Raw genomic sequence first — 25,595 nt, 5'->3', positions numbered from 1 at the left:
GTTAATATTCTGTTTTCCGCCTTTAAAAACGACTCACGCACTCCATCGCGACCGTTTTGAACTCGGTGAAATTCCGGCACGCGCAGAGCCGCGTCATGGCGCGTTCGCGCAGGAAAGTGACGAAAATATCGTAGATAGCCATCGCTTCTTCGTATTCGCTTTTGCTGATGGCGAGCAGGAAGATCACGTGCGCCGTTTCATCGCCCCAGGCAATTCCCTGCGGGGCGAGGATGGTGTAGACCACCGTTTTCTTAGCCAACAGACCGAGGGAGTGCGGCAGGGCGATGCCGTCACCCAGCATAGTGCTGACGATGGCCTCACGCTCGACAACCGAATCAAGAAACTCCGCATCGACAAAGCCTTCATCCTGCAACTGACGGCATAATGTATTGAACAACGTTTGTTGATCCATTGGGCCATCGATAATGCGGAAATGGGCGGCATCGAAAAATTTGTTCAGCATCCACGGACGGGTTCTGTCGACCAGCACCAGTTTGCCAATCTGCTCCAGTTGATAATCGGTAGGGAACGGCGCAATCATCACCACAGGCTTATCTTTTTCTCCGATTCGCGCGGTCGAAATCACGAAGTCTTCGCTGATGCTTTCCCGCTGTTCGTAGTCGCGCAGCGTCACGGTATCGACGATTTCTATCTGCGGATATTTACGCGCCAGCACCGCTTCAATCATCCGCGCCATCGCATTTCCGGCATCGCATACCAGCAGAACTTTCGGTTGCCTTTGATAACCAATGTTGTAACTACGCTCCAGCCCAACACCGATATGCAGGACGAGGAAACCAATCTCATTTTCACTGATGGTGTACGGCGTATATTTGCCCCATCCCGAGACGGCGGCCAGCGTCATATCCCATGCCATCGGATAGTGCTGTTTAATATTTTCCAGTAGCGGATTGGGGATCATTATCTGGTAGCGCACCCGGGTGATCATCGTTTTAATATGCGTCAGCAGGTCGGCATGTAACTGTTTGTCATTCAACAGGTTGTAATTGTACTGGCTGTTGATAAACCGCAGGATGTAATTAACCAGCGCTTCGTCATCATCCGCATTAATAGCACTGGGGGCGATCTCCTGAACCTGACGGGCGGCAATATGCACCTGCAGCCAGTTCTCTTCAGAAATGGAGAGCGGTTTATCCGCCAACCGATGCAATACCGCCGCGATTTCCCGCGTGGCCAGGCATACAGATTGATCGGCTTCCTCTGCGGCAAATTCCGGTAGCGGATACCCTTCGCTAATCCGCCGTACTGCCACCGCGCAGTACAAACGCAAAAACAGCTCGCCCTCATCGGTCAGGCGGATATGGAAACGGGAAAAAATGTCCTGCAAAACGGGTTGCAGTTGCTCAGGGATCCCGGCGTTCAATGCTTCTTCGGTCACCAATGGGTGCTGCGGATCCTGCTGTGCCAGCATCCACAGCAGATCGGTCAAACAGGCGCGGATCGCCATCTCGCTGCCGAACAGCTTCATGCCATGACGGGGGCGCGTTTCCAGCGTCAGGTGATAACGTTGCAGATGCTCGCGCACCTCAGCCATATCGTTTTGCAGCGTCGCGCGGCTGATAAACCATTCATCAGCCAAATCTTCCAGCTTCAGCGAAAAGGCCGACGTCAGAAAGCGAGCTATCAGCCAGTGAACCCGTTCCTGGCTGGTGCGTGGGATACGCAGCAACGTGTCGGGCTGCTGCGTCTGCAGGGCATGAAAACTTGCCGGATCGTCAATTTTGAGCTGATAACCGTTACCCCGGCTGAGGACAAACTGCGCGCCATACTGGGTGAGCAGTGCGTTTAACGCGGTGATGTCCGCCCGTACGGTGCGTGTGGAAACCGACAACCGCTGCGCCAGCTCGTCCTGTGGAAGCGCTTCGTTTTGCAACATGCCAAATAGCTGCGCTAAACGTTGGTTGGGGAATCGCACGTCAGTTTCCTCATCAGTCAATTAGCCTACGCAGGCCCGGGTCATCGCCATCAGTTGGCGTACGTCGTCCGGACGGGTATTACCACTCACCTTATCAATAATCGAACTATAGATGTGAGGAATGATTTTGCTCACTCCGGCATCGAGGGCGATCTGCAGGATTTCACTGAAATTATCCAGATCGATCCCGCCCGTTGGCTCCAGCCAGAAGTCATGACGCGCGCAGGCCTGGGCGACCGCGATGTATTCGTCACGGCATTGCAGGCCGCCCATCGGGAAGTATTTAATTGAGCTGCCGCCCATATCTTTGAGCAGCGCAATGGCGGTTTCTACCGGCACAATGCCGTCCGGTGCTTTGCTGCTTAGCGGACCGGTGGAAATCTTTACCAGCCCCGGCGTACCGGTTGGTGAAACCAGACCGTTGACCACCGTGTCCTGCTGGCCCAGCAGCGCACGACTGGTCGCCACGCCGGTAAAGACCTGATTGACATGCTGGGGCTGCACCTGACGGGAAATTTCACTGACCATCGCCGACTGGTTAGGATCGCCCGCCCCCAGCCCCACGGAGAGCGCATTGTCGATAAGCGCCGCGTATTCACGCATATCCGTTACCGCGCTTGCGACATCCGGGTAATTTTTTGACAATACGCCAACCAGCACGTGCCCTTCCGCCGCCTCGTAAATCTCCTGGGCATTTTCTTTGGAGCCTGCCAGTACGTTCAGGCAGACGCGGTCGCGATAAAAGTTAGGGATCAGTTTCATGCTTTTTTCTCCTGCGAAATCACTTCACCAATTCGACGGGCCACAATCTCCAGCTGCGCGCGATCGACGCTGCGCACATCGGCTTCGATAATGCCTTCGTTGGCTTTGTAACCACGGAAGTAAATCGCGTACTCCCCTTGCTTCAGCGCGTCGACCAGTTCGCCAGTGGCGATCCCGGTTACCGCTTCGTCAAACTTAATTTCCGTACGCGCGATGTCGCGCCCTGCACTGTCCCACACCACGCGGGCGCTTACGCCGTGAAGCTGATTCAAGTTATTAATAAACGGCGTCATTTTCTCGACCATTTCCGCACCGCTCTCTTTCTGCGCGTTGAGGTACAGTTCAATAGCGCAGGTCAGGCCAAGTATTCCCTCTTTACCCACTTTCATTGCCCGGCCAATACCCGCCGTTTGACGTTTTACCCACTCAACGTATTGAGTTTTACCGATCACCAGACCGCTGGTTGGCCCTTCAATTGCCTTCGCACCGCTATAGATAACGAGATCTGCGCCCACGCGGTAGTAGCACTGCAAATCTTCTTCCGCCGCCGCGTCCACAATCAGCGGTAGATTATGCGTGCGCGCCACCACCGCAGCCTGCTCCACGCTGAGCATACTTTTCTGTACGCAGTGGTGAGATTTGATATACAGAATGGCCGCGGTGCGCGGTGTGATGGCTGCCGCTAACTGCGCTGCGGAACATTCGTTGGCATAACCGGCTTCTACGACCTTGCCGCCGCCAAGCGCTACCATGGTGCCCACCGGCGCGCCAAAGTTGACGTTGTGACCTCTGGGCAACACGATTTCGTTGTTGTCGATGGGCGTAACGTGCAGGTTCTCCAGCAGCCAGTCGCTGTCTTTAACCAGCACAGCCGCGACCGACTGGGCGATCCCGGCTGAAGCGCAGGAGACAACTGTTGCCCCTTCCACTTCCAGCAATTTCGCGATGTAGTCACCGGTTTTATTCACCAGGTCTTTCATCTCAAAGTATTGGTTCATCCCGGCTATTGCGGCCTCAACCACTTCGGGTCGCGGCGTAGACACACCGAGTGCCGTCATGCGACCTGATGTGTTAATCACCTGTTTTAATTTGTATTTCTCAAAAATCGAAGGCATGTTCCGCGCTCCCTTGTTCGGTCATATAGCCCTTGCCCGCACGTATTGCGGCAAGCGGCACCAGCAGTTGTTCAGCCTGCAGGCTGTCGTTTTCTGCATCTACCAGCACGGTTGGCTGGCGCTTAAGCGTAAAGAGGGTTAAATCGGCATCCAGACCGACCTGCAGTCGCCCCTTCTGTTTCAGGCGCAGACCATTGGCAGCATGGGCGGTAACGCATTCAATGACCTGCGGAAGCGACATGCCAATGGCAAGAAATTTCGACATCACATTCGCCAGGGAATACACCGGGCCGCTAATACGGTTGCGACAATAAATATCGGAGCTGATGGTGTGCGGCAAAATACCCAGGCTGATGGCGCGTTTCGCCACTGCAAAGCTCAGGCTGGCGGTGCCATGCCCAACGTCCAGACGCACGCCGCGTGAAATCGCCCGCGTCACTGATGCCCGCAACTCACCTTGCGGCGTCAGAATGCGGTTCGGCTTACCGTTGTAGCAGTGGGTAATGATGTCGCCTGCGCTCAGGCGCTCGGCGATCTCATCCAGATCCGGCGGGTTGTTGCCGATATGCACCATCAGCGGCAGGCCACCGTTCTGCGCCTGCATCGCTTTGGCGCGCTCCAGCGGCGTGATGCCGTTAACCCCTACCACGCTGCTGCTCATGCGCGCCTTCAGGCCGACGATAAAGTCCGGGTGACGTTTCACCGCCTGCCGCACCGCATCGGCGTCAATATTGGCCATGTTAGCCAGCTCGTTTTGGGCGATCAGCCCAACGCGTGAAACATTCAGCAGCGCATAAACCTCGGTGGCCGCATCACGAGTCAGCGTATAAAAATCGTCAATATCATCAGCGCCTGTGCTACCGGCATCCACCACGGTGGTAACGCCAGTGGCAACACCCACACTGTCCGGTTCGTCATGGTAAATCGGCGATTTCGGGTAGCAGTGAACGTGAGAATCAATCCAGCCCGCGCTAACGTAACATTCGCCGCGCAGGTCAATGGTTTTCAGCGCCGGACCATCAACGTCACCCAACGCCGCGATTTTGCCACCCTGAAGGGCAATATTAGTCAGCGTGTCATCGACCAGACGCGCATGGCGCAGGAGTAAGTCAAACATCGTTCTCTCCTTTGCCGGATGGCGGCGTAACCGCTTTATCCGGCCTACAAATCAACCGTTAGCTAATGGCAATCGGGAAGATGGAACCGAGGATCATCGCGCCGAGAATCGCCCCGCCGGTGATCGGTTTTTGCCAGATATAAAACAGCAGCGCACCCAGCAGTGAACCGACGCCAATCGGAATGGAGGCCGTCATCGCACTGAGGATAATCAAGGGACCGAGGAAGCGGCCAGAAGCGTTACCGGCCCCCATCATCACGTCCGCTCCGTAGGTTGAGTCGCTCTGATTGATGGTGAACTTACGCGCCAGAATGATGATGTAGCCAATCGCCAGACCAATCACTAGGCCGGTGACCAGCGAGGCAGCGAAGTTGGCGACCGGGAAGATAATGCCCGCGCCCAACAGCAGCGCCGGAACGCCTAACCCGACCCCGGTCTGGATCGCCCCGCCGATATCCAGAATCCCCACCAGCGAACCTTCAATGATGCGGGCAAACAGGAAGCTGGCGCCAAATGCCGCTACCGCCCCGTAGGAGCCGGTGTCCATTCCCGCTTTCAACATCGCCACGAACGCCACTTCGTTGAATGCGCCGATACCGTACAGGTAGTACATGTGCGTTCCGGCAAACACGCCGGATGAGAGCAGGCCAACGAAGATCGGGAACGACCAGTCAGCGAACCAAAAACCTTTATTCTGTTCCATGATGGCCTCCGTTATTTACCGCTGAGCGAGTTGTGGATAAGTTCCAACCAGTCAGGCACGGTCAGATGGAAGGATTCGATCATCTTCATGTCGAAGCCGCGGAAGAAGCCGCTCAGGACGAACAGCGCGACGATAGCCACCATCATCACTTTCGTCACGTGGTTCCAGCCGCTCTCTTCAACACCTTTGCCGATCAAAATGCCAAGCACCAGACCCGGGACGGCGTTGCCCATAATTAACTGCGCCGCGCCGCCAAAAACGGTAGCCCAGAAGCCGGATTTCTTGCCGGCATCAATCGCTGCCAGCCAGAAAATCACTGGCATCACGGTGTTGACCAGCAGGTTTGCCGCGGGCACCAGCACCTTAACGGCAGTAACCTGTAGCGCTTCCGGTACGGATGACGCGGTGAGGTTCAGGAAGGTCACGACAATCATGCCGATAACACCGCAGGCAATCGCCATGCGCTTAGGATCATGCAGCGTTTCACCAACGTTGCGATTTTTAATCATCAGCGCGGCGGCGCCCCAGTTGGGGATGATGCGATGGTCGACGTCCTGCGTGAACGCCCCTGCGGCAACGGAAGAAGCCCAGGCGTTAAAGAAAAAGCCCAGGCCGAACGAGAAGTGAGAAGCCGGATCCCCTTCACAGGAATTCAGTTCTCCCAGAGTACGAAACGCGCCCATCCCTTGAGTGGTCGGCGCATGAAACATGCGTGCAGCCCCAGCGCCGACACCGACGCCAACCAGGCCGCCGATGATGAGCGATTTTATTAATATTATCAGGAACATAATTATGCCTTTTAATAAAGAATCAGCGTTGCGTAACGAAATCCACCTTGTCGAGATTGATGGCAGTCACGTTGACGGTCACGTCCAGCTCCACGCTGAAGGTGCGTCTTTCCCGGCGCAGGAAGAGGAACAAAAACGCCTCTTTGCGCACCGTTTCACGCGCTTGAACAACCTGCACATCCTGTGGCTCAATACGCAGTAAGATATGCGGGGACGCTTTCATCACCGCAGCCTGAACGTGGTTCAGAGCATCGGCAAAGGCGCGCGCTTTGGCCTCCCCCTTGCCCGTGACTCTCACCGTGGTGGTGAATTGCTCTTTCATGCTTAAGCGCCGTATTTCTTTTGCCACGCCTGTACCAGGCGCTCACCGAGTTCTTCTTTGTCCATAAAACCGAACCCCAGCACGTTGCAGCCTTCATTGATGGCGGTTACCCCTTCATCGACCGAGCGCATACCATATTTCGCCTTGTAGCCATATTTGGTTTGCGCGGTAATCGCGCCCGCCCCGCCGCTGCCGCAAAACGAGATGCCAAAGGTGGCATTTTCCGCTTTCATCACATCGCCCAGCTTCATATCTGCCGCCACACCCGGCACCACGACCGCTCGGCCACCCGCTTTCTCAACGCCTGCCGCCACTTTCTGGCCTTTACCCAGACGATCGCCAATCACTACGGTAATTTGTTCCATCTTTTGCTCCTTACAGGTTGTCTTTCGCGACTTCGAAGTGCACCGACAGCAGCCAGGCCTCTTCCTCAGGAAGATTGCCAAACTCAGCGACCACGTCGCGGGCAAGCGCCATTGATTCGGCAGATATTTCATCGAACAAGCTGGCATCGACTTCTGGTAAGGGTTCACCCGTTACCGAGCGGTGCGCCATAGCGCGAACATGCGATGTCAGCATCTGTTCCTGTACGGCGTTGGGAATAATGTGGCGTTCACGCAGCAAGGCATACACCTGCGCCAGCATGCGGTCGGCCAGTTCAACCGATTCCCCCATGTCATTCATTACAGCTCCGTTATTCACTCGTCTTACCCCGCTAATGGCTCTGAGGGTAAATTAGCGGTGGGGGTTAAAAGTTTGTAGCGAGTTGTTTTCCACTTCGAAGTGGAAAGAGGCGCAGCGATAGTGATCTATGCCGCAGAAAAGGCGATATTTGCGCTTTAGTGGCGGGAAATTGTGACGGGTATCGCAAGAGATGAGCAGAAAACAGCCGGTTCGGCGAATGATTTCCCTAACTCTAAAGTTGAAAAAATGTGACGGGGATAGCCTTTGGCGTCTTATCCGGCCTACGATTATGCAGGCCGGATAGAGCAGATTAACGGAACTTCTTGTGGTTTTCGTTGCGTGTTTTTTTCAGGTCTTCCGCAACGGCTTTCGCCTCTTTGACTTTACCTTCGTTCGCCAGCTTCAACGCGCCGTCGATCTGACCGATCAGCGTGTCAAAGCCGTGGCGGAAATCCTTCATCTCCGGGCTGTCCGGGGATTTGTTTTCCAGCTTCGGCGGCGTTCCCTTTTGCGCGTCCAGCGCGGCTGCACGCATTTTGGTTAACGCGTCTTTCAGCTCAGTCGCATTATCCGTTTTTTCGACGATTTTCAGGTTGTCGTTGAGGATCCCCATATCGTCTTCAAGATCGGCTGCAAATGCAGAAGAACCAAGAACCAGCGTTGAAGCTGCGACGATCGCTAACAGGTGTTTACGCATTGCTCACTTCCTTTTTTATTATTCAAAAATAAACAAACGCCAGATACCCTCAATAATTCACGCCACAGCTTGAAGTATGACGGGTATTATTGCCCGGCGATCTTCATCTCCGGCAACAGGACTGAACCACACTGAATATTACTGCGCGTTTCAATATCGTTGCCGACGGTGACGATATTACGCCACATCTCTTTTAAGTTGCCGGCGATGGTAATTTCACTCACCGGGTACTGAATTTCGCCGTTTTCGACCCAGAAGCCCGCCGCGCCACGCGAGTAATCGCCGGTAATGCCGCTTACGCCCTGCCCCATCAGCTCAGTCACCACCAGGCCCGTGCCCATCTCTTTGAGCATCTGCTCGAAGCTTAGACCTTGTCCAGGAATACGCCAGTTGTGAATCCCGCCCGCATGACCGGTGCTCTTCACCCCCAGCTTACGGGCAGAGTAGTTGGTCAGCAGCCACTGGGTCAAAATGCCGTCTTTAATAATGTCACGGCGCTCTGTGCGTACGCCTTCGCTGTCAAATGGCGAGGAGGCCAGCCCTTTCAGGAGATGTGGATGCTCTTCAATGGTCAACCATTCCGGCAGAATTTGTTTGCCCAGCGAGTCCAGCAGGAAGGTGGATTTGCGATATACGGAGCCACCAGCAATCGCGCCGACCAGGTGTCCGAACAGTCCAGTCGCCACTTCATTGGCGAAAATGACCGGCGCTTTCATGGTGGAAAGCTTACGCGGAGACAGGCGAGATAAGGTACGGCGCGCGCAGTCTGCCCCTACCCATTCCGGCGTTTGCAGATCGCCCATCGCCCGGCCAATGGTGTAAGCGTAATCACGCTCCATATCGCCATTTTCTTCCGCGATCACGCAGCTGGAAAGGGAATGACGCGTGGAGCAGTAGCCCTGCAGCATGCCATGGCTGTTGCCAAACACTTTGATGCCATAGTGGCTGTTAAAACTGCCGCCTTCGGTATTGGTGATACGCTTATCAGCCTGCAGCGCCGCTTGTTCAGCACGAGCAGCCAGTTCGATGGCTTCATCAGGGGAAACGTCCGCGGGGTGGAACAGGTCCAAATCGGGCGCATCAAAGGCCAGCAGTTCTTTATCTGCCACGCCCGCGCACGGATCCGGCGAAGTGTAGCGTGCAATATCCAGCGCGGCCTGGACGGTACGGGCAATCGCCTGCGGACTTAAATCGGTGGAGGATGCGCTGCCCTTACGGTTCTGGTGATAAACCGTAATCCCCAGCGCGCCATCGCTATTGAATTCTACGTTCTCCACTTCACCATAACGGGTGCTGACGCTAATACCCGTGGTCTTGCTAACAGCGACTTCCGCGCCATCCGACTTACCTGACGCTAATTCCAGAGCCGTCGAGACCGCTTCTTCCAGAATCTTACGCTGCGCTTCAACTTGTGAGATTACTTTCATCGCAAATGCCATAATGTAGAGAGAGTTTCTCTGAAGTCTAACAGAGAACCGTTTTTCAGTGCGCATCTTAACTGGTAACATTAGCCTCTTTTTTTAAGGAGCCTGACATGACTAAGCAGCCCGAAGACTGGCTCGACGACGTTCCCGGTGATGACATCGAAGACGAAGACGATGAAATTATCTGGGTCAGTAAAAGTGAAATAAAACGTGACGCCGAGGAGTTAAAACGCCTGGGTGTGGAACTGGTAGAACTGGGGAAAAACGCGCTGGATAAAATCCCGCTCGACGCGGATTTACGTGCCGCCATTGAGCTGGCCCAGCGCATTAAGATGGAAGGTCGCCGCCGCCAGCTGCAGCTGATTGGCAAAATGTTGCGCCAGCGCGATGTTGATCCTATCCGTCAGGCGCTGGACAAGCTGAAAAACCGCCACAACCAGCAGGTCGTTGTCTTCCATAAGCTGGAGCAACTGCGTGACCGTATGGTTGACGGTAGCGATGAAGCCATCGAAGAAGTGATGAACCTGTGGCCTGATGCCGATCGTCAGCAACTGCGTTCGCTGGTGCGTAACGCCAGGAAAGAAAAAGCGGGCAACAAGCCGCCGAAATCAGCGCGTCAGATTTTCCAGTACCTGCGTGAACTGGCGGAAAACGAGGCGTAACCTCTTCGTCTGCCGAAAGTGCCGGATGGCGGTACAAACACCTTATCCGGCCTACAACGCATCGTAGGCCCGGTAAGCATAGCGCCACCGGGCATTTTTTTACTCTTCTTCTGCCTGAGCTTTCTTCGCCAGGCCATCCAGCAGTTTCTGATGAATGCCGCCAAACCCGCCGTTGCTCATCACCAGGATGTGATCGCCTGGCTGTGCGGTTTTCACCACCATATCTGCCAGCGCATCCACATCGCCGCTCCAGTGCGCAGGCTGTACGCAGGCTTCAGCGACTTCTGCTACCTGCCACGGAATGTGCGGCGGTTGCAGCAGGAACACTTCGTCCGCACGACCTAACGATGGCGCCAGGTCATCTTTGCACAGGCCCATTTTCATGGTGTTCGAGCGAGGTTCCAGGACCGCGATAATGCGCGCAGTGCCGCCCACTTTACCGCGCAGTGCAGCAAGCGTTGCCAGAATCGCCGTCGGGTGATGAGCAAAATCGTCATACACCGTCACGCCGTTCGCTTCGCCGCGCAGTTCAAGACGACGACGGGCGTTGATGAATGAGCCCAGCGCATTCGCCGCGTCGGCAGGCACTACGCCAACATGACGGGCAGCCGCAATCGCCATCAGACCGTTGTGCATGTTATGTTCGCCAACCAGCCCCCACTTCACTACGCCAACGTTTTCACCGTCCAGCCACACTTCCCACTCGGAGGCATCGGTAGTGAGTTTTTTCGCCTGCCAGTGGCCTTGTTCGCCCACCAGCTCTTGTTCGCTCCAGCAGCCCATCGCCATCGTCTGTTTCAGATTGATGTCGTTTTCCGGGTAGATGATGCGTCCCTGGCCCGGCACGATACGCACCAGGTGATGGAACTGTTTCTGAATAGCTTTCAGATCGTCAAAGATGTCCGCGTGATCGAACTCAAGATTGTTGAGGATCAGCGTGCGCGGGCAGTAATGCACGAATTTAGAACGCTTATCGAAGAAGGCGCAGTCGTACTCATCCGCCTCAATCACGAAGAAGTCGCTTTCGCCCAGACGCGCAGAAACCTCAAAGTTGCCCGGAACGCCACCGATCACAAAGCCTGGCTTATAGCCGCAGGCTTCAAGGATCCAGGTCGCCATTCCGGCAGTGGTGGTTTTGCCGTGCGTCCCCGCAACCGCCAGTACCCAGCGATCGCGCAAGACAAAGTCATGCAGCCACTGCGGGCCAGACATGTACGGAATGTTCTTCTCAAGCACCGCTTCCACGCAGGGATTACCACGGGTCATGGCGTTGCCAATGATCACCAGGTCCGGCTGCGGGTCGAGCTGGCTGGCATCGTACCCCTGAATCAAATCAATGCCTTGCTTCTCAAGTAAGGTACTCATCGGCGGATACACATTGGCGTCCGAACCGGTTACTTCATGACCAAGCGAGCGCGCGAGCATCGCCAGACCGCCCATGAAAGTGCCACAAATTCCCAAAATATGAATGCGCATACGTCACTATCCTTTTTTAATCTGGGGGCCATTTTACGCACATGTCCGGCAAGTGAGAAACGCATTTCAGGATATTCCGTAGTTTGCTGGCGCGATTCACCTAAGCGCAACAATGGAAATATTTGTTAATATTGTTGCGGTCGCTTTACTCCACATAAATTGCAGGGAAAGTGTTATGAAAACGTTAGGTGAATTTATTGTCGAAAAGCAGCACGAGTTTTCTCATGCTACCGGTGAACTCACTGCTTTGTTGTCGGCAATAAAGCTGGGCGCCAAGATCATCCACCGCGATATCAACAAGGCCGGTCTGGTCGATATCCTGGGTGCCAGCGGTGCTGAGAACGTGCAGGGAGAGGTTCAGCAGAAACTCGATCTGTTCGCGAACGAAAAACTGAAAGCTGCACTGAAGGCGCGCGACATTGTGGCGGGCATTGCCTCGGAAGAAGAAGATGAAATCGTCGTCTTCGAAGGCTGCGAACACGCAAAATATGTTGTGCTAATGGATCCGCTGGATGGCTCATCCAACATCGATGTTAACGTCTCTGTCGGTACGATTTTCTCTATTTATCGCCGCGTAACCCCAGTCGGCACACCGGTTACGGAAGAGGATTTCCTGCAGCCGGGCAACAAGCAGGTTGCTGCGGGCTACGTTGTTTATGGTTCTTCCACCATGCTGGTATATACCACCGGCTGTGGCGTACACGCTTTTACCTACGATCCTTCTCTGGGCGTATTCTGCCTCAGCCAGGAACGTATGCGCTTCCCGGCGAAAGGCAGCACGTACTCCATTAACGAAGGCAACTACATCAAATTCCCGAATGGCGTGAAGAAGTACATTAAATTCTGTCAGGAAGAAGATAAGTCAACCCAGCGCCCGTACACCTCGCGCTACATTGGCTCTCTGGTTGCGGATTTCCATCGCAATCTGCTCAAAGGCGGGATCTACCTGTACCCAAGCACCGCCAGCCACCCGCAAGGGAAACTGCGTCTGCTGTACGAATGCAACCCGATGGCCTTCCTGGCCGAGCAGGCGGGCGGCAAAGCCAGCGATGGTAAAGAGCGTATTCTGGATATCATTCCGGAAAGCCTGCACCAGCGCCGCTCCTTCTTCGTGGGCAACGACCATATGGTTGAAGATGTAGAACGCTTTATCCGCGAGTTCCCGGACGCGTAATTGTCTTGATCGTACGGACGTAGGCCGGATAAAACGCGCAGCGTTGCCATCCGGCAATTCATTGACTGATGGCGGCTTCGCCTTATCAGGCCTACGTTCGGTTACACTGTCTGTAGCTTAAACGCCGCCATCGCCTCCAGCAGCGCATGTGACTGCTCTTCCAACGAGCGGGTAGCCGCTGAAGACTGCTGTACCAGTGCCGCATTTTGCTGCGCCGTTTCATCCATCTGCATCACCGCGATATTCACCTGCTCTATGCCGCGACTCTGTTCCTGGGACGCGCTGGCGATTTCACGCATCAGCTTAGTCATGCGCATCACTTCAGTGGCAATTTCATCCATGGTTTCACCCGCCTGCTGCGCCAGCTCACTGCCTTCACCGACATGGGTGTGCGAATCGCTGATTAACGCGCGGATCTCTTTTGCCGCTTCGGCGCTGCGGCTGGCCAGATTACGTACTTCACCTGCGACAACCGCAAAACCCCGTCCTTGCTCACCGGCCCGCGCCGCTTCAACGGAGGCATTGAGCGCCAGAATATTGGTCTGAAATGCAATGCCGTCAATCACGCTAAGAATGTCGGCAATGCGGCTGGAACTGCCGGCAATATCGCGCATTTTCTCGATCACATAGCACACCATCTCGCTGCCGCGATCGGCGGTATCCGATACCGATTTTGCCAACTGGTGCGCCTGTTCGGCGTTGTCCGCATTCTGTTTCACGGTTGCCGTTAACTCCTCCATGCTGGCGGCGGTTTGTTCCAGCGACGTGGCTGTCGATTCAGTGCGCTGCGCCAGATGCTGATTTCCGGCCGTCAGTTCACGGCTACCGATATCAATTTGCGAGCTGGCGTCACGCACGCGTTGCACCGAGTCGCCCAGCGCATGGCGCATGTCATCCATCGCTGCGTTCAGGCGGTTGAATTCGGCGCTGGCCGACAGCGCAGCAACCGACGATAAATCTCCCGTCGCCAGACGTTCCAGCTGTTCAACAATATTATCCAGCGGTTTGAGAAACTTATTTCGCAGCATAAACCAAATAACCGCCAGCAATGCGATGGCCGCCAGCATCGCTGCACTCATAATACCGTGATAAATCAATGAAGTAATAATGCGGGTAGAGGCGTATAGCCCCATTCCGCCGGTCAGCAAAAGAAGAAACGCCAGCAGAGACAATAACACCAACAAACTTGATCGAATTGAAAGGGATTTTGGCATTGTTATATTTCCGGTTGTAGGGTTAAAACAGACCTGTACAGAACCTATCGACTACAACCGGAAAAAGTTTAGCTATTTAAATGTCTTGTGAAAAATCATGATGTTACTTTGGTGTTGTCGCCGTGCTTACGCGGGTGACCGGCGAGCTTTGACGATTTTCCCAAAGCACCGTGAGACCGCGTTGTAAGGCAATAAAAATAAACAATAAAATACCAATCGCGATCTTGGTCCACCAGGAACTTAATGTGCCGTCAAAATTAATATAGGTCTGGATCAGCCCCTGAATAGCCACGCCAAACAAGGCGCCTAAAACCGTACCCACTCCGCCGCTCAACAGCGTACCGCCAATCACGACTGAGGCAATCGCATCCAGCTCGACACCGACGCCCGCCAGCGCATAGCCGGCCTGGGTGTAAATGGAAAAAACAATGCCAGCCAGCGTAGCCAAACCGGTAGACAACATATAAATACGGATGGTGGTGCTGCGAGTGGAGATCCCCATCAAGTTAGCAGAGGTGGCGTTGCCGCCAATCGCATAAACCTGATTACCGAACCGCGTACGGTGCGCCAGAAAGATGCCGATGACCACCACCGCCAGCATCAGCAATCCCATCGCGCTCAGACGGCCGCCGCCGGGGATTTTCCATGCCAGGCTGGAGAGCATGTCATAAACCGGATGGTTAATTGGGATCGACTCTTCAGAAACCAGATAGCTAACGCCGCGCAAAAAGAACATTCCCGCCAGGGTAATGATAAACGCCGGGATCTTCAGCGCATCAATCAGCAATCCCATAAACGCGCCAAACGCGCAGCCCATCAGCAAAATCAGCGGGAACGCCAGTAACGGAGAAATACCCCAGTAGCCAATCGCCTTTGCCAGAAATACGCCGGTAAAGGCGATTACCGAGCCAACGGAAAGGTCGATCCCGCCAGAGAGGATTACGAAGGTCATGCCGACGGCAATAATCCCTAAAAAAGCGTTATCGGTCAGGATATTGCAAATCACCCGGGTGGAAGCAAAAGCCGGAAATTGCGTCAGACAGTAGAGGTAGCCCAGCGCAAACACGCCGAGGGTGATCATCAGCGGTAAATTACGTTTTATCATGACCACGCACTCCTTTTATCAGGCTGATAAAGCGTTGTGACTGCACAACCAGCACACACAACACCACGACGGCTTTGACCACCTGATTCAGTTCCGGCTGGAAGCCCGACAGTAAAATACCGGTGTTCATTCCCTGAATAATTAACGCGCCGATCACCGACAGCAGCAGGTTAAAACGCCCGCCCATCAACGAGCCGCCACCAATGACCACCGCCAGAATAGCGTCCAGCTCCAGCCATAATCCGGCGTTATTCGCATCCGCGCCGCGAATATCCGCCGTGACAATGATCCCGGCGATAGCGGCACACAGGCCGCTCAGCACATAGGTGAGCATCACGATAATGCGGGTGTTGACCCCGGCATTTTTCGCCGCACGAATGTTGATACCCACCGCTTCAATAAACATGCCCAGCGCCGTTTTACGCGTCAGCAGCCAGAACACCACCAGCGTCAGTAGCGCAATAATCACCGGCGTGGGGAACAGTAACAGCGAGCCGCTGCCAAGCCAGGAAAGCTCAGGCGAGTTGAAGGTGACGATCTGCCCGGAGGTGATCAACTGCGCCACTCCGCGCCCGGCGACCATCAGGATCAGCGTGGCGACGAAGGGTTGGATCTTGAGGATGGCCACCAAAACTCCGTTCCACAATCCCGCCAGAATGCCGGAGCCTAAGGCGGCAAGCAGCACCACCGGCAGGCTGTGCCCGGCCACCGTCATCGCCGCGGTCGTGGCCCCGGCAATGGCCATCACGGCGCCCACGGAAAGGTCGATACCGCCGGTGGCAATCACCAGCGTCATACCAATCGCCAACAGCGCCACGGGTGCGGCGCGGTTGAGAATATCAATCGGGCTACCGAACAAACGTCCATCCTGCAAAATCACCTGATAGAAGTGCGGCGCAACCAGACTGTCCACCAGCAGTACCAGCAACAACGCTACCAGCTGTGGCATCCCCTTGGGCCAATGAAGCCGTCGTTTAGGCGGATTGGATTGAGGGAGAGATTGAGGCATCACCATAGTCTCCTTAGGCCGCAATGGCGTTCATGATCGCCGGGACGGACAATTCAGCCAGTGGGATCTCGGCCACCTGTTTGCGATCGCGCATAATAATGACCCGATCGGCATAGCCCACCAGTTCTTCCAGTTCCGATGAGATAACCAGCAGGGCCAATCCATCGGCGCACAACGTTTCGATCAGGCGGATGATCTCGGCATGCGCGCCGACATCGATCCCGCGCGTGGGTTCATCGAGGATCAGAAACTGCGGTTTGGTCAGTAACCAGCGCGACAACAAGACTTTTTGCTGATTGCCGCCGGAGAGAAATTCGATCGGCTGTTCAGCGTTAGGGGTGCGAATACCAAGCTGGCGAATAAAGCGCTCGGCAATCTCGTTTTGTTCTTTACGGGGAATTGGGCGCAACCAGCCGCGCTGCGCCTGCAACGCCAGAATGATGTTTTCGCGTACCGAGGCGGCGGCGATTATGCCATCCGTTTTGCGATCCTCCGGGCAAAAACCGATCCCCAGGCACGAAGCCTGATGCGGCGATCGCAAGGTCTGCGGTTTACCTTTGATCAGTGCGCTGCCGCTGTCGGCGGGTTTAATGCCAAAAATCACTTCCGCGGTTTCCGTCCGCCCGGATCCCAGCAGCCCGGCAAGACCGACGATCTCACCAGGACGCACCTGCAGATCGAACGGGGCAATAGTGCCTTTCTTGCCAAAATCGCTAAACGCCGCCACCGGTTTATCGCTCAGCAACGTGCGGCCCGCGCGCTGTAGCGCATGGGTATCCAGTTCGCGACCCAGCATCATTTTGACCAGTTCGATCTGTGGCAGTTCGCGAGTTTCACGACAGCCCACAAAGCCACCGTTACGCAGAACGGTGATGCGATCGCTGACCTGATAAACCTGATCGAGGAAATGGGTGACGAAAATCAGACTGACGCCGCGATCGCGCAGATGCCGCATCAGGCCGAACAGCATTTCAACTTCCTGGGTATCAAGGCTGGCGGTAGGCTCATCGAGGATCAGCACCTTCGCAGAGAGATCGATCGCCCGGCAAATGGCGACGATCTGCTGCATTGCCACGGAAAAGCGGTTCAGAGGCTCGCGCACATCAAGAGAAAAACCGTACGACGCCATCAGCTCCGTCGCGCGCTTTTCCATCTGTTTACGCTGCAACAGGCCAAAGCGTCGCGGTTCGCGGCCAATAAACAAATTATCCGCTACCGACATATTGGGCAGCAGGTTCACTTCCTGGTACACGGTGCCAATCCCCAGTTGCTGGGCATGGGCAGTATTTTTGGGGGAGACTGGTTGGCCTTCGAGCCAAATCGTGCCGCGATCGGCATGATAAACACCGGTCAACGCTTTGATCAGCGTCGATTTCCCCGCCCCGTTTTCGCCGAGCAATGCCATGATCTCGCCGCGTCGCAGGCTGAAATCCACGTTATCCAGCGCTTTGACGCCGGGAAAGAATTTGCTTAAGCCCTCTGTACGGAGGATTTCCTGGTATTGGTCGGTGGTCATGGTTCCCCCTGCATCACGCCGGATGGCGCTACGCTTATCCGGCCTACAAAAGAGCTTAATGTAGGCCGGGCAAACGCAGCGCCCCCGGCAGTTTCATGAAGGCTTAGTAGCCCATGTTTTTCTTCTTCTCTAGCTCTTCTTTCGCGGTATCCGGCAGATAGAGGATCGATTTGGTAATGGTCAGCTTCTCAGGCATCGTGCCGTCTTTTTTGAATTTCTCCAGCGCGTCAAATGCCGGGCCTGCCATATTCGGCGTCAGCTCGACGCTGGCATTGGCTTCGCCATCAATCATCGCTTTGTAGATATCCGGTACGCCGTCGATTGACCCCGTCAGAATGTCTTTGCCTGGTTTCAGGCCAGCCTCTTTGATCGCCTGAATAGCGCCGATCGCCATGTCATCGTTGTGGGCGTAAACCATGCAGATGTTCTTGCCGTTGTTTTCCGCTTTGATAAAGCTCTCCATCACTTCTTTCCCTTTACTGCGGGTGAAATCGCCGGACTGAGAGCGGATAATTTTGATGTTTGGCGCGTTAGCGATGGCTTCAGCGAACCCTTTCTTACGATCGATCGCCACGCTGGCACCAACGGTCCCTTGTAACTCAACGACGTTACACGGCTTGCCGTTCACCTCTTTAATTAGCCAGTCGCCGATCAATTTGCCTTCCAGCACGTTATCGGCGGTGACGGTAGTCATATAGAGAGATTTGTCTTTTACATCGATGGAACGATCAAGCAAAAAGACCGGAATATCGGCATCTTTGGCCTCTTTTAACACCGGCTCCCAACCTGTTGCCACGACCGGCGCAATAAAGATGGCATCGACGCCCTGGGCAACAAATGAACGGACTGCTTTAATCTGGTTTTCCTGCTTTTGCTGGCCGTCAGCGATTTTCAGCGTAATTCCGCGTTTTTCGGCCTCGCTTTTCGCCACGTTGGTTTCTGCGGCGCGCCAGCCGGATTCAGAGCCAACCTGCGAAAATCCTACGGTTAAAGGGGCTGCTATTGCCATAGACGACATGGCTGCCGAAACTGCTGTGACTATAAGTAAGCGCTTCCACATAAGTGCGTCCTCGTAGGGTGATTATTGTTGGTTAATAAACCGTCGCGAAAAAACTATAGACAATTGAGCATGTAACGGATTGCGTTACATCACACTTCAAAAAAGTAAATAAAACGTTAATCACAAGTTTGTAATCGCTTTCATATCACTATGAAAAATGCGGCTGAAGATATGGATTTTTCTGTCACCAGAGAGGAGCAAAAAGAAGAAAATGGGAGTAGAGAAAGCGAAAACAAGCGGAGACATTCTGCGCGAGTTGGCTATAATACCCGCCACTTGTTTGCCATAGCTTATTTAAAGGAAACAGACATGAGCTTACTCAACGTCCCTGCCGGTAAAGACCTGCCGGAAGATATCTACGTTGTTATCGAGATCCCTGCCAACGCAGATCCGATCAAATACGAAGTTGACAAAGAGAGCGGCGCCCTGTTCGTTGACCGCTTCATGTCCACCGCGATGTTCTATCCGTGCAACTACGGTTACATCAACCACACCCTGTCTCTGGATGGCGATCCGGTTGACGTTCTGGTCCCGACTCCGTACCCGCTGGAGCCAGGTTCAGTGATCCGCTGCCGTCCGGTTGGCGTTCTGAAAATGACCGACGAATCCGGTGAAGATGCGAAACTGGTTGCGGTACCGCACACCAAGCTGAGCAAAGAATACGATCACATCAAAGATGTGTCCGACCTGCCGGAACTGCTGAAAGCGCAGATCACCCACTTCTTCGAGCATTACAAAGATCTCGAAGCAGGCAAATGGGTAAAAGTTGACGGTTGGGACAACGCCGAAGCGGCTAAAGCTGAAATCGTTGCTTCCTTCGAGCGCGCGAAGAAGTAATTCTTACTTATGATGCTTAGCCCCGCATGTCGGGGCTTTTTTGTGCCCAAATGCGAGTGCAACGGGCACATAAAACAACGCCACCCGAGGGTGGCGTGTTCATATCAGTACTGGTCTCTGTCTAACCAGTTACCGCTTTCAATCAGCGTTAAGCCATCAACCGGACGTTGGTACACGTACATCCATGCACTTCCGTACGGCGTTTGAATTAGCTGGCGTGCGTATTCACCACCACGGGTACGCAGAGCGTCAAGCTCTGCCAGCGTGGCGTTATCAATACGATAAACTTCCCCGTGTACTGTTCCATTTCCCGGAACGGCGCCTGGATAGTGGCCCAGGCTGTACAACTGGTAGTTGTCGATACTGAAATTTCCCAGCAACAGGGCATTGGTCATCCAGTGGCTGTTGCCTTGTTTGGTTCGTAAACTGCCGTAGACAAATATTCGCATTGCTAAAACTCGAACTGATAGAGCAAATCAAGTGCCTGATCTACGCCAGACACTGCTTCCAGATATAGCTTAGGCATCAGACGATAACGTAGCGTGAGTGTCGCTAAGGAGTCAAATATACCCACACCATATTTCACCTGCAGACCTGGCAGTACGTATCCGCTGACAACGACCTGAGATGAGTCACCCACCCCTTGCGTGTCCAGTGCCAGATTGCTTACGCCAAATGTCTCCCCGATTTTACCCACAACCTGACCACTTTGTGCAACCCCCAGGCCAATAAGCATTGAAGTCATCGCCGCGCTGTCGCTCTGTTCACTATCCAGTCCTTGCCCACGAAGCAGGTAGGACAGCGCCATTTGCTGCGACATCGCCGGGTCGGAGAAGATCTCCGCTTTCGGTTCATCAGCCGTGCCCGTGACGCGAACACCAGCGATCACGTCATCTTCGGTAGCATCCGGGTTACGAATCGCTTCAATATTGAGCAACGGCTGATCCGGCGGACCGGAGAATAACAGCTCGCCCTTACGCACAATCAGATCCTGACCATAGGCATGGAAGCGACCGCTCGGGATATTAATCTGTCCGTTAAGCCCCAGTCCCTGTTTATCCTGCACCACCTTCAGATCGCCCGTCAGCCGCGCTTTCAGACCAAAGGCATCAAGACGCACGTTATTACCGACGTGGATGTTCAGGTTGCTGTTGATCGGGATCCCGGCGGTCTGCGGTTTCTCAGGCTGGAGATCGTTATTAAGCATCACCATATCGCTGGACACCCCTACCGCGCTTTCCGGCAGATCGTGGACCACGATACGCGCCCACGGCACATCGACATTGCCGTTCAGGGTAAACAGGCTCGGTGTCGCTTCAAATTCCACATCCGGCGAGACATCCAGACGCACCATCGGCGGCACGGTGATCCGCACCCGACTGCCTTTCGCCGCAACGCGCGCCCGCCAGTTGTCGATCTGACTCCAGTCAGCGTCGCCGCTCAGGTTGATTTCCCCCTGCTGCGTACGCACCACACCCGCCAACGTTGAGCGTGTTCCGGTGAAGTTAACGGCTAACTGGCTTGGCTGCATGTCAAACGGCATAAAGTTACCGTCTATATTCAGTCCGCTCAGTTGCAATTGTCCAAGCAGCTGTGGGCTTTGCACATCGCCGCCCAAACGCAGGTTGGCGTTGATCGTCCCCGCGGCCTTTTCACCACGTGAGAAGATAGGGTTCACCATCGCCAGATTGAAGTTGCGGATATTGACGTTGCCGCCCAGGTTACGGCGCCCTTGTGGATCGGTTACCTGCACCTTTCCGTCAAACTGTCCGTTATTGGTCAGGCGAATCAGCCAGCCCAGTTCGGCACGGTTGTCGTGCAGGTCGGCGGTCAGATTCAACGTTTCAAATGCCACTGGCAGCGGCGCATCGTTCACGCTTTGCGTGACCTTCACGTTGCGTCCGGAAAGCATGACCTGCCCCTGCGGCAGCCCCTCTTTGGTCGTGTCCCAACTGACATCGGCTTTGCCGGTGAACACCCCGCTGGCCTGAGTCGTATCCGGCATAAACGGTTTCAGCATCGCCAGGTCGAAACGGTTGAGATTCACCACCGCGCGTCCTTCTGCACCGGCATCAATGGTTTGCGGTACGCATAGCTCTGCATTCGGGTTGTTCCAGCAGTGCGGCCCAATGCTGATTTTTTGCTCCTGATTGCGGTAATCCAACGCGATAGCACGATTGAGCGCCCACGGACCAACCGGTGTCTGGAAACGGGTATTGCTTAATTCCCCTTTCCAGCGCTGCTCTTTGCGATCAAAGCTGCCTGCCAGGGAGAGCTGTCCGGAGACCGGCTCCCCCTGAATGCGCAACTGTAGCTCATGCTGCTTCTCACTGCCTTTGGCGTTAAGCGTCACCAGGCCGATATTCACGTCAGGTTGTACAATCCGTTCTACGCGAACGTTGAGATTACCGGCGATTTGCTCCGCCGATTTCACGTCGCCTTCGACGCGAACCTGAGCAACGGAAAGCTCCTGCCAGCGCAGGCCGCGAGCGGTGATGTCCGCCAACAGCTGTGGCGCTTCTACCGTCCCGCGAACTTTTACCAACCCTTTCGCCGTACCGCCTAATCCCGGCAGCGCGTTATCCAGGCTTGGGGCATCAATCGTCGCGTCGAGATTAAGGTCTTTGACCCCCAGTTCCCCTTTCACGTCCGCACTGTTGCGTCCCAGTTCCAGATGCAGGCCAGGGATCGTCCACTGCAGGTAGCTGTTCCCCTTCAGCGAGCCATTCACATTAACCTTGTTCTGCTTCACGTTACCGGTCAGCTTCAGCTCAGGAATCTCCATCTGCCAGCTTCCGCCGTACAGACTCCCGCGCGTTTTCACCAGACCATTCAGCTTTGACGGCCAGTCCGGGATTGTTTTCGCAGTGTCGATGCCGTCCAGCGTTAACTCCCCGCGCCAACTGATCGCCTGCTGCCAGTCCACCAGCGCTTTCAGCTCGGTTTTCCCTTCCAGCGCCGCAATGCTCAGTTTATCGAGATTGATCTGCTGTTCGTTGCCTTTGGCATCCAGTGTGATGGTAGCCGGAGGAATATCCTGCCCTTTCACCGCGGTACGCATCGACAACGTATAGTCGGTCATTTTGCCGGTCAGCTTGAGCTTAATGTCATCGGCCTGGAACTGCTTGTCGCCGGTAAACGGCCAGTAAACCTGCTTACTCACCACTTCCAGATTGAGCGGTAATCCGGCTTCTGCCAGACGCGTTTGCGCGCGCAGGTCCATATCAACCGGGCCAGACAGATTGACGCCGACTTCCAGCTGTTCACGCAGCGCGCCACCGACCTTCAGCTTCACATTTTCGCCTTTTAATGGATCGACGTTCAGCGTGCTGTTGAGGGTAATATCCACCGGCCATGTGTTGGTGAGCTGCGCCGTACCGCTGGCGTTTACCGTACCCTGATTAGAGTCGATATCCAGCGCGTCGAGCTTCATGTTGCCGTCAATGCTGCTCACTTTGAGCAGCATGTTATGCACCGTTAAATCCGTATCCCCGGTCACGCGCAGTTGCTCGCCGCGAAACTCCTCAATATTGAGGTTGAGCGGCAGATGGACATCGGTCATTTCCGGTAGCACCGGCTTTGAGAACAGATCTTTTAGCGTTTCACCGAGCGGTTTTTCATCCGGCTGCGGGTTTTGAATCTTCGGTTCAACGACCTCTTCCTGCGCCACTTCCGCCACTTTAGGCAGGGCAATCAGCAGGCCCTGTAATGACGTTGGCTTCAGGGTCAGCGTTTTTTCCTGCCAGTTCAGGCCGGAGGTAAAATCGAGCACTGAAACTGTGGTGTCGTCAATTTTGATATTGATGTTATTCAGCGCCACGCGCGAAAGCGTGATCGGATAAGGTGTGGAAAGGTTAAGCGGGCCGCTATCCTCCTCCTCAACCGGTGCTGAAGGCGGCATCTTTTTGCTGTCGATCGCCACGTTGATATTTTTCAGCGACAGATCGTTGACGCACAGGCTACTATCCCAAAGACACTCCAGCCCGACGGCCAGATGCACTTCACCGGCATTCACCGCCACGCCAGGCTGGTCATAACGAATATTTTTGAGCGATAAATCCCGCCAGCCGCCGCTGACCTGACCAATTTCCAGCCCCGGAACCCAGCGATTAGCTGCCTTGAAGATCAGGTGCAGGCCCGAGGTAGTACCGACAAGGAACGCCACCGTGCCTAACAACAGCAGGATAAAAATTAGCACGCCGAGGCTTATCTTCTTCCATAAACTCATAATTCAGGCCCCAGACCGATGTAAAACTGTAAACCATGTTCATCTTTGTCGCCGACAGGGACGGCAAAGTCGAGCTTGATAGGTCCGACCGGCGACTGCCAGCGCACACCGACCCCGGCGCCGGTTTTGAAATCGCTTTTGCGAATATCGCTGACCGCTTCGCCGCTATCGACAAACATTGCGCCCCACCATTTCCCGGTCACGTTGTACTGGTATTCCAGCGAGCCGGTTGCCAGCTTCGAGGCCCCTTTCAGCTTACCGTCGCTGCCTTCGGGCGAAATAGATTTGTATTTGTAACCGCGAATACTGCGATCGCCCCCGGCGAAGAAACGCAGATCCGGTGGCACTTTGTCGAAGTCCCCGGTTTCAATCCAGCCGAGGTTACCGCGCATCACAAAGCGATGCCTGTCGTACAGCGTACGGATCCAGACGTTTTGCGCCTGGAAGACGGAGAAATCAACGTCTGAACCCCAGGCCGTATTGGAATAATCAATGGAATAGCGTTGAGAATCGCCCCAGACGGGCATCAGACCGCCGCGCGAACGCGTCCGGCTAATCATCACGCCCGGATAGAGCAGCATGGTGGTATTGGTGACGTTACCCTGGGTAAAGTGGTCGAGGCTCCAGCGCAGGTTAATCGCGCGCTGCCAGCCGCTGGAAAGGTCCCAGTAACGGGAAACCGCAAGCGTCGTGGAGTCCTGCTCGGTGTCGTTTAAATCAGTACGCTTAAAGCCCCCCTGCACCAGGTAATACTGCTCCAGTGGGTTCTTTAACAGCGGCATTTTATAACTAAAATCAATGACCTGCTCTGGCGCAGAGATACTGGCGCTAGTGGTCAGGCTGTGGCCATAGGAGTTCATCCACGGCTTTTTCCACGAGGTCTTTACCCGTGGTCCGACGTCAGTTGAATAACCAACCCCGGTTTCGATGGTGTTTTCGGTTCGCGGCGAGACCACGCCTTTAAGCGGCAACACTTTGGTTTTGCGGGCTTTATCAAATTCTGGCGCGACAACCACAGAATTAAACCATCCGGTCGCCGACAGACGACGGTTAAGTTCCCCCAGATCTTTCGACTCGTACTCTTCACCTTCTTTAAATGGCACCAGGTTTTGCAGGTACTCATCACGAATTTGCGAGCCTTCAAAGGTGACATGCCCAAAGCGATAGCGTTCACCGCTGTTGTAATCGATATCCCAGAACGCCTGACGGCGCTCAAGCGCTATTCCAAGCTGGCTTTTATTAAATTCACTGTCGAAATAGCCTTTGCGCAGCGCCACGCTGGTGAGGGATTTTTTGAAGTTGTCATAATCACCCTGATTCAACACGGTGCCGATTGCCGGGCGCGTTTTCAGCAGATCCAGATAATCTTTATCCGTACGCGCGCCACCGCGCAAAATCACTTCGGTGCCGCCAATCAGCACCGGCTCGCCGGGGGTTACTTTGGCAATCAGCACCTGGCGTCCTTTTGCCGGTGGCGGGCGCAGCTCAAAATCGATGGTCGGCTCAAAGTAGCCCAGCGCTTTTAGCCCTTCGCGGATGGCATCATCAACGCGCGCACGAAAGCGTCGGTCTGGAGTGACTTCATCACTTTGAATCGTGGACAACTGCGCACGAACGTTTTTCTCCAGCGGTCCTGATAATCCTTCGACCTGTAAGCGAACATTCGCGGCGGCGGCGGAGCCACTTAAGCACAGTAATCCCACCCAACATAACTGACGGATATGTGGCACATTTTCTCCTGAATATCCTTTTTTCCCACCCCTGGA

23 protein-coding genes are annotated in these 25,595 nt (G+C 54.7%); 3 read left to right on the top strand and 20 right to left on the bottom strand.

The window, feature by feature from the left end; translation table 11 throughout:
• Positions 1–22 precede the first annotated feature (22 nt).
• From FDX11_RS05485 to pmbA, 11 genes are all read right to left on the bottom strand, one after another.
• A complete protein-coding gene (locus FDX11_RS05485; protein WP_137397597.1) occupies positions 23–1,936 on the bottom strand; it encodes a BglG family transcription antiterminator in 1,914 nt (637 codons plus the stop codon).
• A 21-nt stretch (positions 1,937–1,957) separates the two neighbouring features.
• The gene (locus tag FDX11_RS05480; RefSeq protein WP_042312737.1) at positions 1,958–2,698 is read right to left on the bottom strand and encodes a KDGP aldolase family protein; all 741 of its coding nucleotides are present in this window, start codon (positions 2,696–2,698) and stop codon (positions 1,958–1,960) included.
• Positions 2,695–3,813, bottom strand: a complete 1,119-nt coding sequence (locus tag FDX11_RS05475; protein WP_042312739.1) for a DgaE family pyridoxal phosphate-dependent ammonia lyase — start codon at positions 3,811–3,813, stop codon at positions 2,695–2,697. The genes FDX11_RS05480 and FDX11_RS05475 overlap by 4 nt, the downstream gene beginning before the upstream one ends.
• Positions 3,797–4,930, bottom strand: a complete 1,134-nt coding sequence (locus FDX11_RS05470) for an amidohydrolase/deacetylase family metallohydrolase (RefSeq protein WP_137397596.1) — start codon at positions 4,928–4,930, stop codon at positions 3,797–3,799. The genes FDX11_RS05475 and FDX11_RS05470 overlap by 17 nt, the downstream gene beginning before the upstream one ends.
• A 58-nt stretch (positions 4,931–4,988) precedes the next feature.
• A complete protein-coding gene (locus FDX11_RS05465; RefSeq protein ID WP_038636652.1) occupies positions 4,989–5,633 on the bottom strand; it encodes a DUF4310 family protein in 645 nt (214 codons plus the stop codon).
• A gap of 11 nt (positions 5,634–5,644) precedes the next feature.
• Complete coding sequence (locus FDX11_RS05460; RefSeq protein ID WP_006686375.1) at positions 5,645–6,421, bottom strand: DUF4311 domain-containing protein; 777 nt, start codon at positions 6,419–6,421, stop codon at positions 5,645–5,647.
• Between the two features lie 22 nt (positions 6,422–6,443).
• Complete coding sequence (locus tag FDX11_RS05455) at positions 6,444–6,743, bottom strand: DUF4312 family protein (RefSeq protein ID WP_038636649.1); 300 nt, start codon at positions 6,741–6,743, stop codon at positions 6,444–6,446.
• Positions 6,744–6,745: 2 nt separating this feature from the next.
• Complete coding sequence (locus FDX11_RS05450; RefSeq protein ID WP_008786042.1) at positions 6,746–7,108, bottom strand: SFCGS family glycine-rich protein; 363 nt, start codon at positions 7,106–7,108, stop codon at positions 6,746–6,748.
• 10 nt (positions 7,109–7,118) lie between these two features.
• The gene (locus FDX11_RS05445; protein WP_016151467.1) at positions 7,119–7,427 is read right to left on the bottom strand and encodes a PRD domain-containing protein; all 309 of its coding nucleotides are present in this window, start codon (positions 7,425–7,427) and stop codon (positions 7,119–7,121) included.
• A 310-nt stretch (positions 7,428–7,737) separates the two neighbouring features.
• On the bottom strand, positions 7,738–8,124 hold the full coding sequence (gene cybC / locus FDX11_RS05440; protein ID WP_061382747.1) for a cytochrome b562: 387 nt from the start codon (positions 8,122–8,124) through the stop codon (positions 7,738–7,740).
• A gap of 86 nt (positions 8,125–8,210) precedes the next feature.
• The gene (gene pmbA / locus FDX11_RS05435; RefSeq protein WP_137397595.1) at positions 8,211–9,563 is read right to left on the bottom strand and encodes a metalloprotease PmbA; all 1,353 of its coding nucleotides are present in this window, start codon (positions 9,561–9,563) and stop codon (positions 8,211–8,213) included.
• Between the two features lie 95 nt (positions 9,564–9,658).
• Between pmbA and yjgA the strand changes: the two genes are divergently transcribed.
• Positions 9,659–10,210, top strand: coding sequence for a ribosome biogenesis factor YjgA (gene yjgA, locus FDX11_RS05430; RefSeq protein ID WP_038636638.1), 552 nt, complete (start codon positions 9,659–9,661; stop codon positions 10,208–10,210).
• 99 nt (positions 10,211–10,309) lie between these two features.
• On the opposite strand, the gene mpl is transcribed toward yjgA, so the two are convergent.
• The gene (gene mpl / locus FDX11_RS05425) at positions 10,310–11,686 is read right to left on the bottom strand and encodes a UDP-N-acetylmuramate:L-alanyl-gamma-D-glutamyl-meso-diaminopimelate ligase (RefSeq protein WP_016151460.1); all 1,377 of its coding nucleotides are present in this window, start codon (positions 11,684–11,686) and stop codon (positions 10,310–10,312) included.
• Between the two features lie 175 nt (positions 11,687–11,861).
• Here mpl and fbp point away from each other — a divergent pair, with 175 nt between their 5' ends.
• Entirely contained in the window at positions 11,862–12,860 is a 999-nt protein-coding gene (gene fbp / locus FDX11_RS05420) for a class 1 fructose-bisphosphatase (RefSeq protein WP_042312748.1), read from the top strand.
• Between the two features lie 101 nt (positions 12,861–12,961).
• Here fbp and FDX11_RS05415 read toward each other — a convergent pair whose 3' ends face one another.
• From FDX11_RS05415 to ytfQ, 5 genes are all read right to left on the bottom strand, one after another.
• Entirely contained in the window at positions 12,962–14,074 is a 1,113-nt protein-coding gene (locus FDX11_RS05415; protein ID WP_081953364.1) for a methyl-accepting chemotaxis protein, read from the bottom strand.
• Between the two features lie 103 nt (positions 14,075–14,177).
• Entirely contained in the window at positions 14,178–15,179 is a 1,002-nt protein-coding gene (gene yjfF, locus FDX11_RS05410; RefSeq protein ID WP_042312751.1) for a galactofuranose ABC transporter, permease protein YjfF, read from the bottom strand.
• Entirely contained in the window at positions 15,166–16,188 is a 1,023-nt protein-coding gene (gene ytfT, locus FDX11_RS05405; RefSeq protein ID WP_137397594.1) for a galactofuranose ABC transporter, ATP-binding protein YtfT, read from the bottom strand. Before ytfT ends, yjfF begins: the two co-directional genes overlap by 14 nt.
• A gap of 13 nt (positions 16,189–16,201) precedes the next feature.
• On the bottom strand, positions 16,202–17,704 hold the full coding sequence (ytfR, locus tag FDX11_RS05400; protein WP_137397593.1) for a galactofuranose ABC transporter, ATP-binding protein YtfR: 1,503 nt from the start codon (positions 17,702–17,704) through the stop codon (positions 16,202–16,204).
• A gap of 103 nt (positions 17,705–17,807) precedes the next feature.
• Complete coding sequence (gene ytfQ / locus FDX11_RS05395) at positions 17,808–18,764, bottom strand: galactofuranose ABC transporter substrate-binding protein YtfQ (protein WP_042312755.1); 957 nt, start codon at positions 18,762–18,764, stop codon at positions 17,808–17,810.
• Positions 18,765–19,073: 309 nt separating this feature from the next.
• On the opposite strand from ytfQ, the gene ppa reads away from it, so the two are divergent.
• The gene (ppa, locus tag FDX11_RS05390; RefSeq protein ID WP_038636623.1) at positions 19,074–19,601 is read left to right on the top strand and encodes an inorganic diphosphatase; all 528 of its coding nucleotides are present in this window, start codon (positions 19,074–19,076) and stop codon (positions 19,599–19,601) included.
• 104 nt (positions 19,602–19,705) lie between these two features.
• Here ppa and FDX11_RS05385 read toward each other — a convergent pair whose 3' ends face one another.
• From FDX11_RS05385 to tamA, 3 genes are read right to left on the bottom strand one after another with little or no spacing between them, the layout of a single operon-like run.
• Positions 19,706–20,050, bottom strand: a complete 345-nt coding sequence (locus FDX11_RS05385; protein ID WP_003025723.1) for a gamma-glutamylcyclotransferase — start codon at positions 20,048–20,050, stop codon at positions 19,706–19,708.
• Between the two features lie 2 nt (positions 20,051–20,052).
• Positions 20,053–23,829 carry an autotransporter assembly complex protein TamB gene (gene tamB / locus FDX11_RS05380; RefSeq protein ID WP_137397592.1) on the bottom strand — a complete coding sequence of 1,259 codons (3,777 nt, stop codon included), beginning with the start codon at positions 23,827–23,829 and terminating at the stop codon, positions 20,053–20,055.
• The gene (gene tamA / locus FDX11_RS05375) at positions 23,826–25,559 is read right to left on the bottom strand and encodes an autotransporter assembly complex protein TamA (protein WP_079225621.1); all 1,734 of its coding nucleotides are present in this window, start codon (positions 25,557–25,559) and stop codon (positions 23,826–23,828) included. Before tamA ends, tamB begins: the two co-directional genes overlap by 4 nt.
• Between the last annotated feature and the right edge of the window lie 36 nt (positions 25,560–25,595).

Source organism: Citrobacter sp. wls714 (assembly GCF_005281025.1).
Taxonomy (GTDB): Bacteria; Pseudomonadota; Gammaproteobacteria; order Enterobacterales; family Enterobacteriaceae; genus Citrobacter; species Citrobacter werkmanii.
The sequence above is the reverse complement of the archived record's forward strand: the minus strand, read 5'-3'. Positions and strand labels throughout refer to the sequence as shown.

Bases quoted from the DNA above. Each gene is read 5' to 3' on its own strand.
- FDX11_RS05480 (WP_042312737.1), bottom strand. From the start codon at position 2,698: ATGAAACTGATCCCTAACTTTTATCGCGACCGCGTCTGCCTGAACGTA.
- FDX11_RS05475 (WP_042312739.1), bottom strand. From the start codon at position 3,813: ATGCCTTCGATTTTTGAGAAATACAAATTAAAACAGGTGATTAACACA.
- FDX11_RS05470 (WP_137397596.1), bottom strand. From the start codon at position 4,930: ATGTTTGACTTACTCCTGCGCCATGCGCGTCTGGTCGATGACACGCTG.
- FDX11_RS05465 (WP_038636652.1), bottom strand. From the start codon at position 5,633: ATGGAACAGAATAAAGGTTTTTGGTTCGCTGACTGGTCGTTCCCGATC.
- FDX11_RS05460 (WP_006686375.1), bottom strand. From the start codon at position 6,421: ATGTTCCTGATAATATTAATAAAATCGCTCATCATCGGCGGCCTGGTT.
- FDX11_RS05455 (WP_038636649.1), bottom strand. From the start codon at position 6,743: ATGAAAGAGCAATTCACCACCACGGTGAGAGTCACGGGCAAGGGGGAG.
- FDX11_RS05450 (WP_008786042.1), bottom strand. From the start codon at position 7,108: ATGGAACAAATTACCGTAGTGATTGGCGATCGTCTGGGTAAAGGCCAG.
- FDX11_RS05445 (WP_016151467.1), bottom strand. From the start codon at position 7,427: ATGAATGACATGGGGGAATCGGTTGAACTGGCCGACCGCATGCTGGCG.
- cybC (WP_061382747.1), bottom strand. From the start codon at position 8,124: ATGCGTAAACACCTGTTAGCGATCGTCGCAGCTTCAACGCTGGTTCTT.
- pmbA (WP_137397595.1), bottom strand. From the start codon at position 9,563: ATGGCATTTGCGATGAAAGTAATCTCACAAGTTGAAGCGCAGCGTAAG.
- yjgA (WP_038636638.1), top strand. From the start codon at position 9,659: ATGACTAAGCAGCCCGAAGACTGGCTCGACGACGTTCCCGGTGATGAC.
- mpl (WP_016151460.1), bottom strand. From the start codon at position 11,686: ATGCGCATTCATATTTTGGGAATTTGTGGCACTTTCATGGGCGGTCTG.
- fbp (WP_042312748.1), top strand. From the start codon at position 11,862: ATGAAAACGTTAGGTGAATTTATTGTCGAAAAGCAGCACGAGTTTTCT.
- FDX11_RS05415 (WP_081953364.1), bottom strand. From the start codon at position 14,074: ATGCCAAAATCCCTTTCAATTCGATCAAGTTTGTTGGTGTTATTGTCT.
- yjfF (WP_042312751.1), bottom strand. From the start codon at position 15,179: ATGATAAAACGTAATTTACCGCTGATGATCACCCTCGGCGTGTTTGCG.
- ytfT (WP_137397594.1), bottom strand. From the start codon at position 16,188: ATGCCTCAATCTCTCCCTCAATCCAATCCGCCTAAACGACGGCTTCAT.
- ytfR (WP_137397593.1), bottom strand. From the start codon at position 17,704: ATGACCACCGACCAATACCAGGAAATCCTCCGTACAGAGGGCTTAAGC.
- ytfQ (WP_042312755.1), bottom strand. From the start codon at position 18,764: ATGTGGAAGCGCTTACTTATAGTCACAGCAGTTTCGGCAGCCATGTCG.
- ppa (WP_038636623.1), top strand. From the start codon at position 19,074: ATGAGCTTACTCAACGTCCCTGCCGGTAAAGACCTGCCGGAAGATATC.
- FDX11_RS05385 (WP_003025723.1), bottom strand. From the start codon at position 20,050: ATGCGAATATTTGTCTACGGCAGTTTACGAACCAAACAAGGCAACAGC.
- tamB (WP_137397592.1), bottom strand. From the start codon at position 23,829: ATGAGTTTATGGAAGAAGATAAGCCTCGGCGTGCTAATTTTTATCCTG.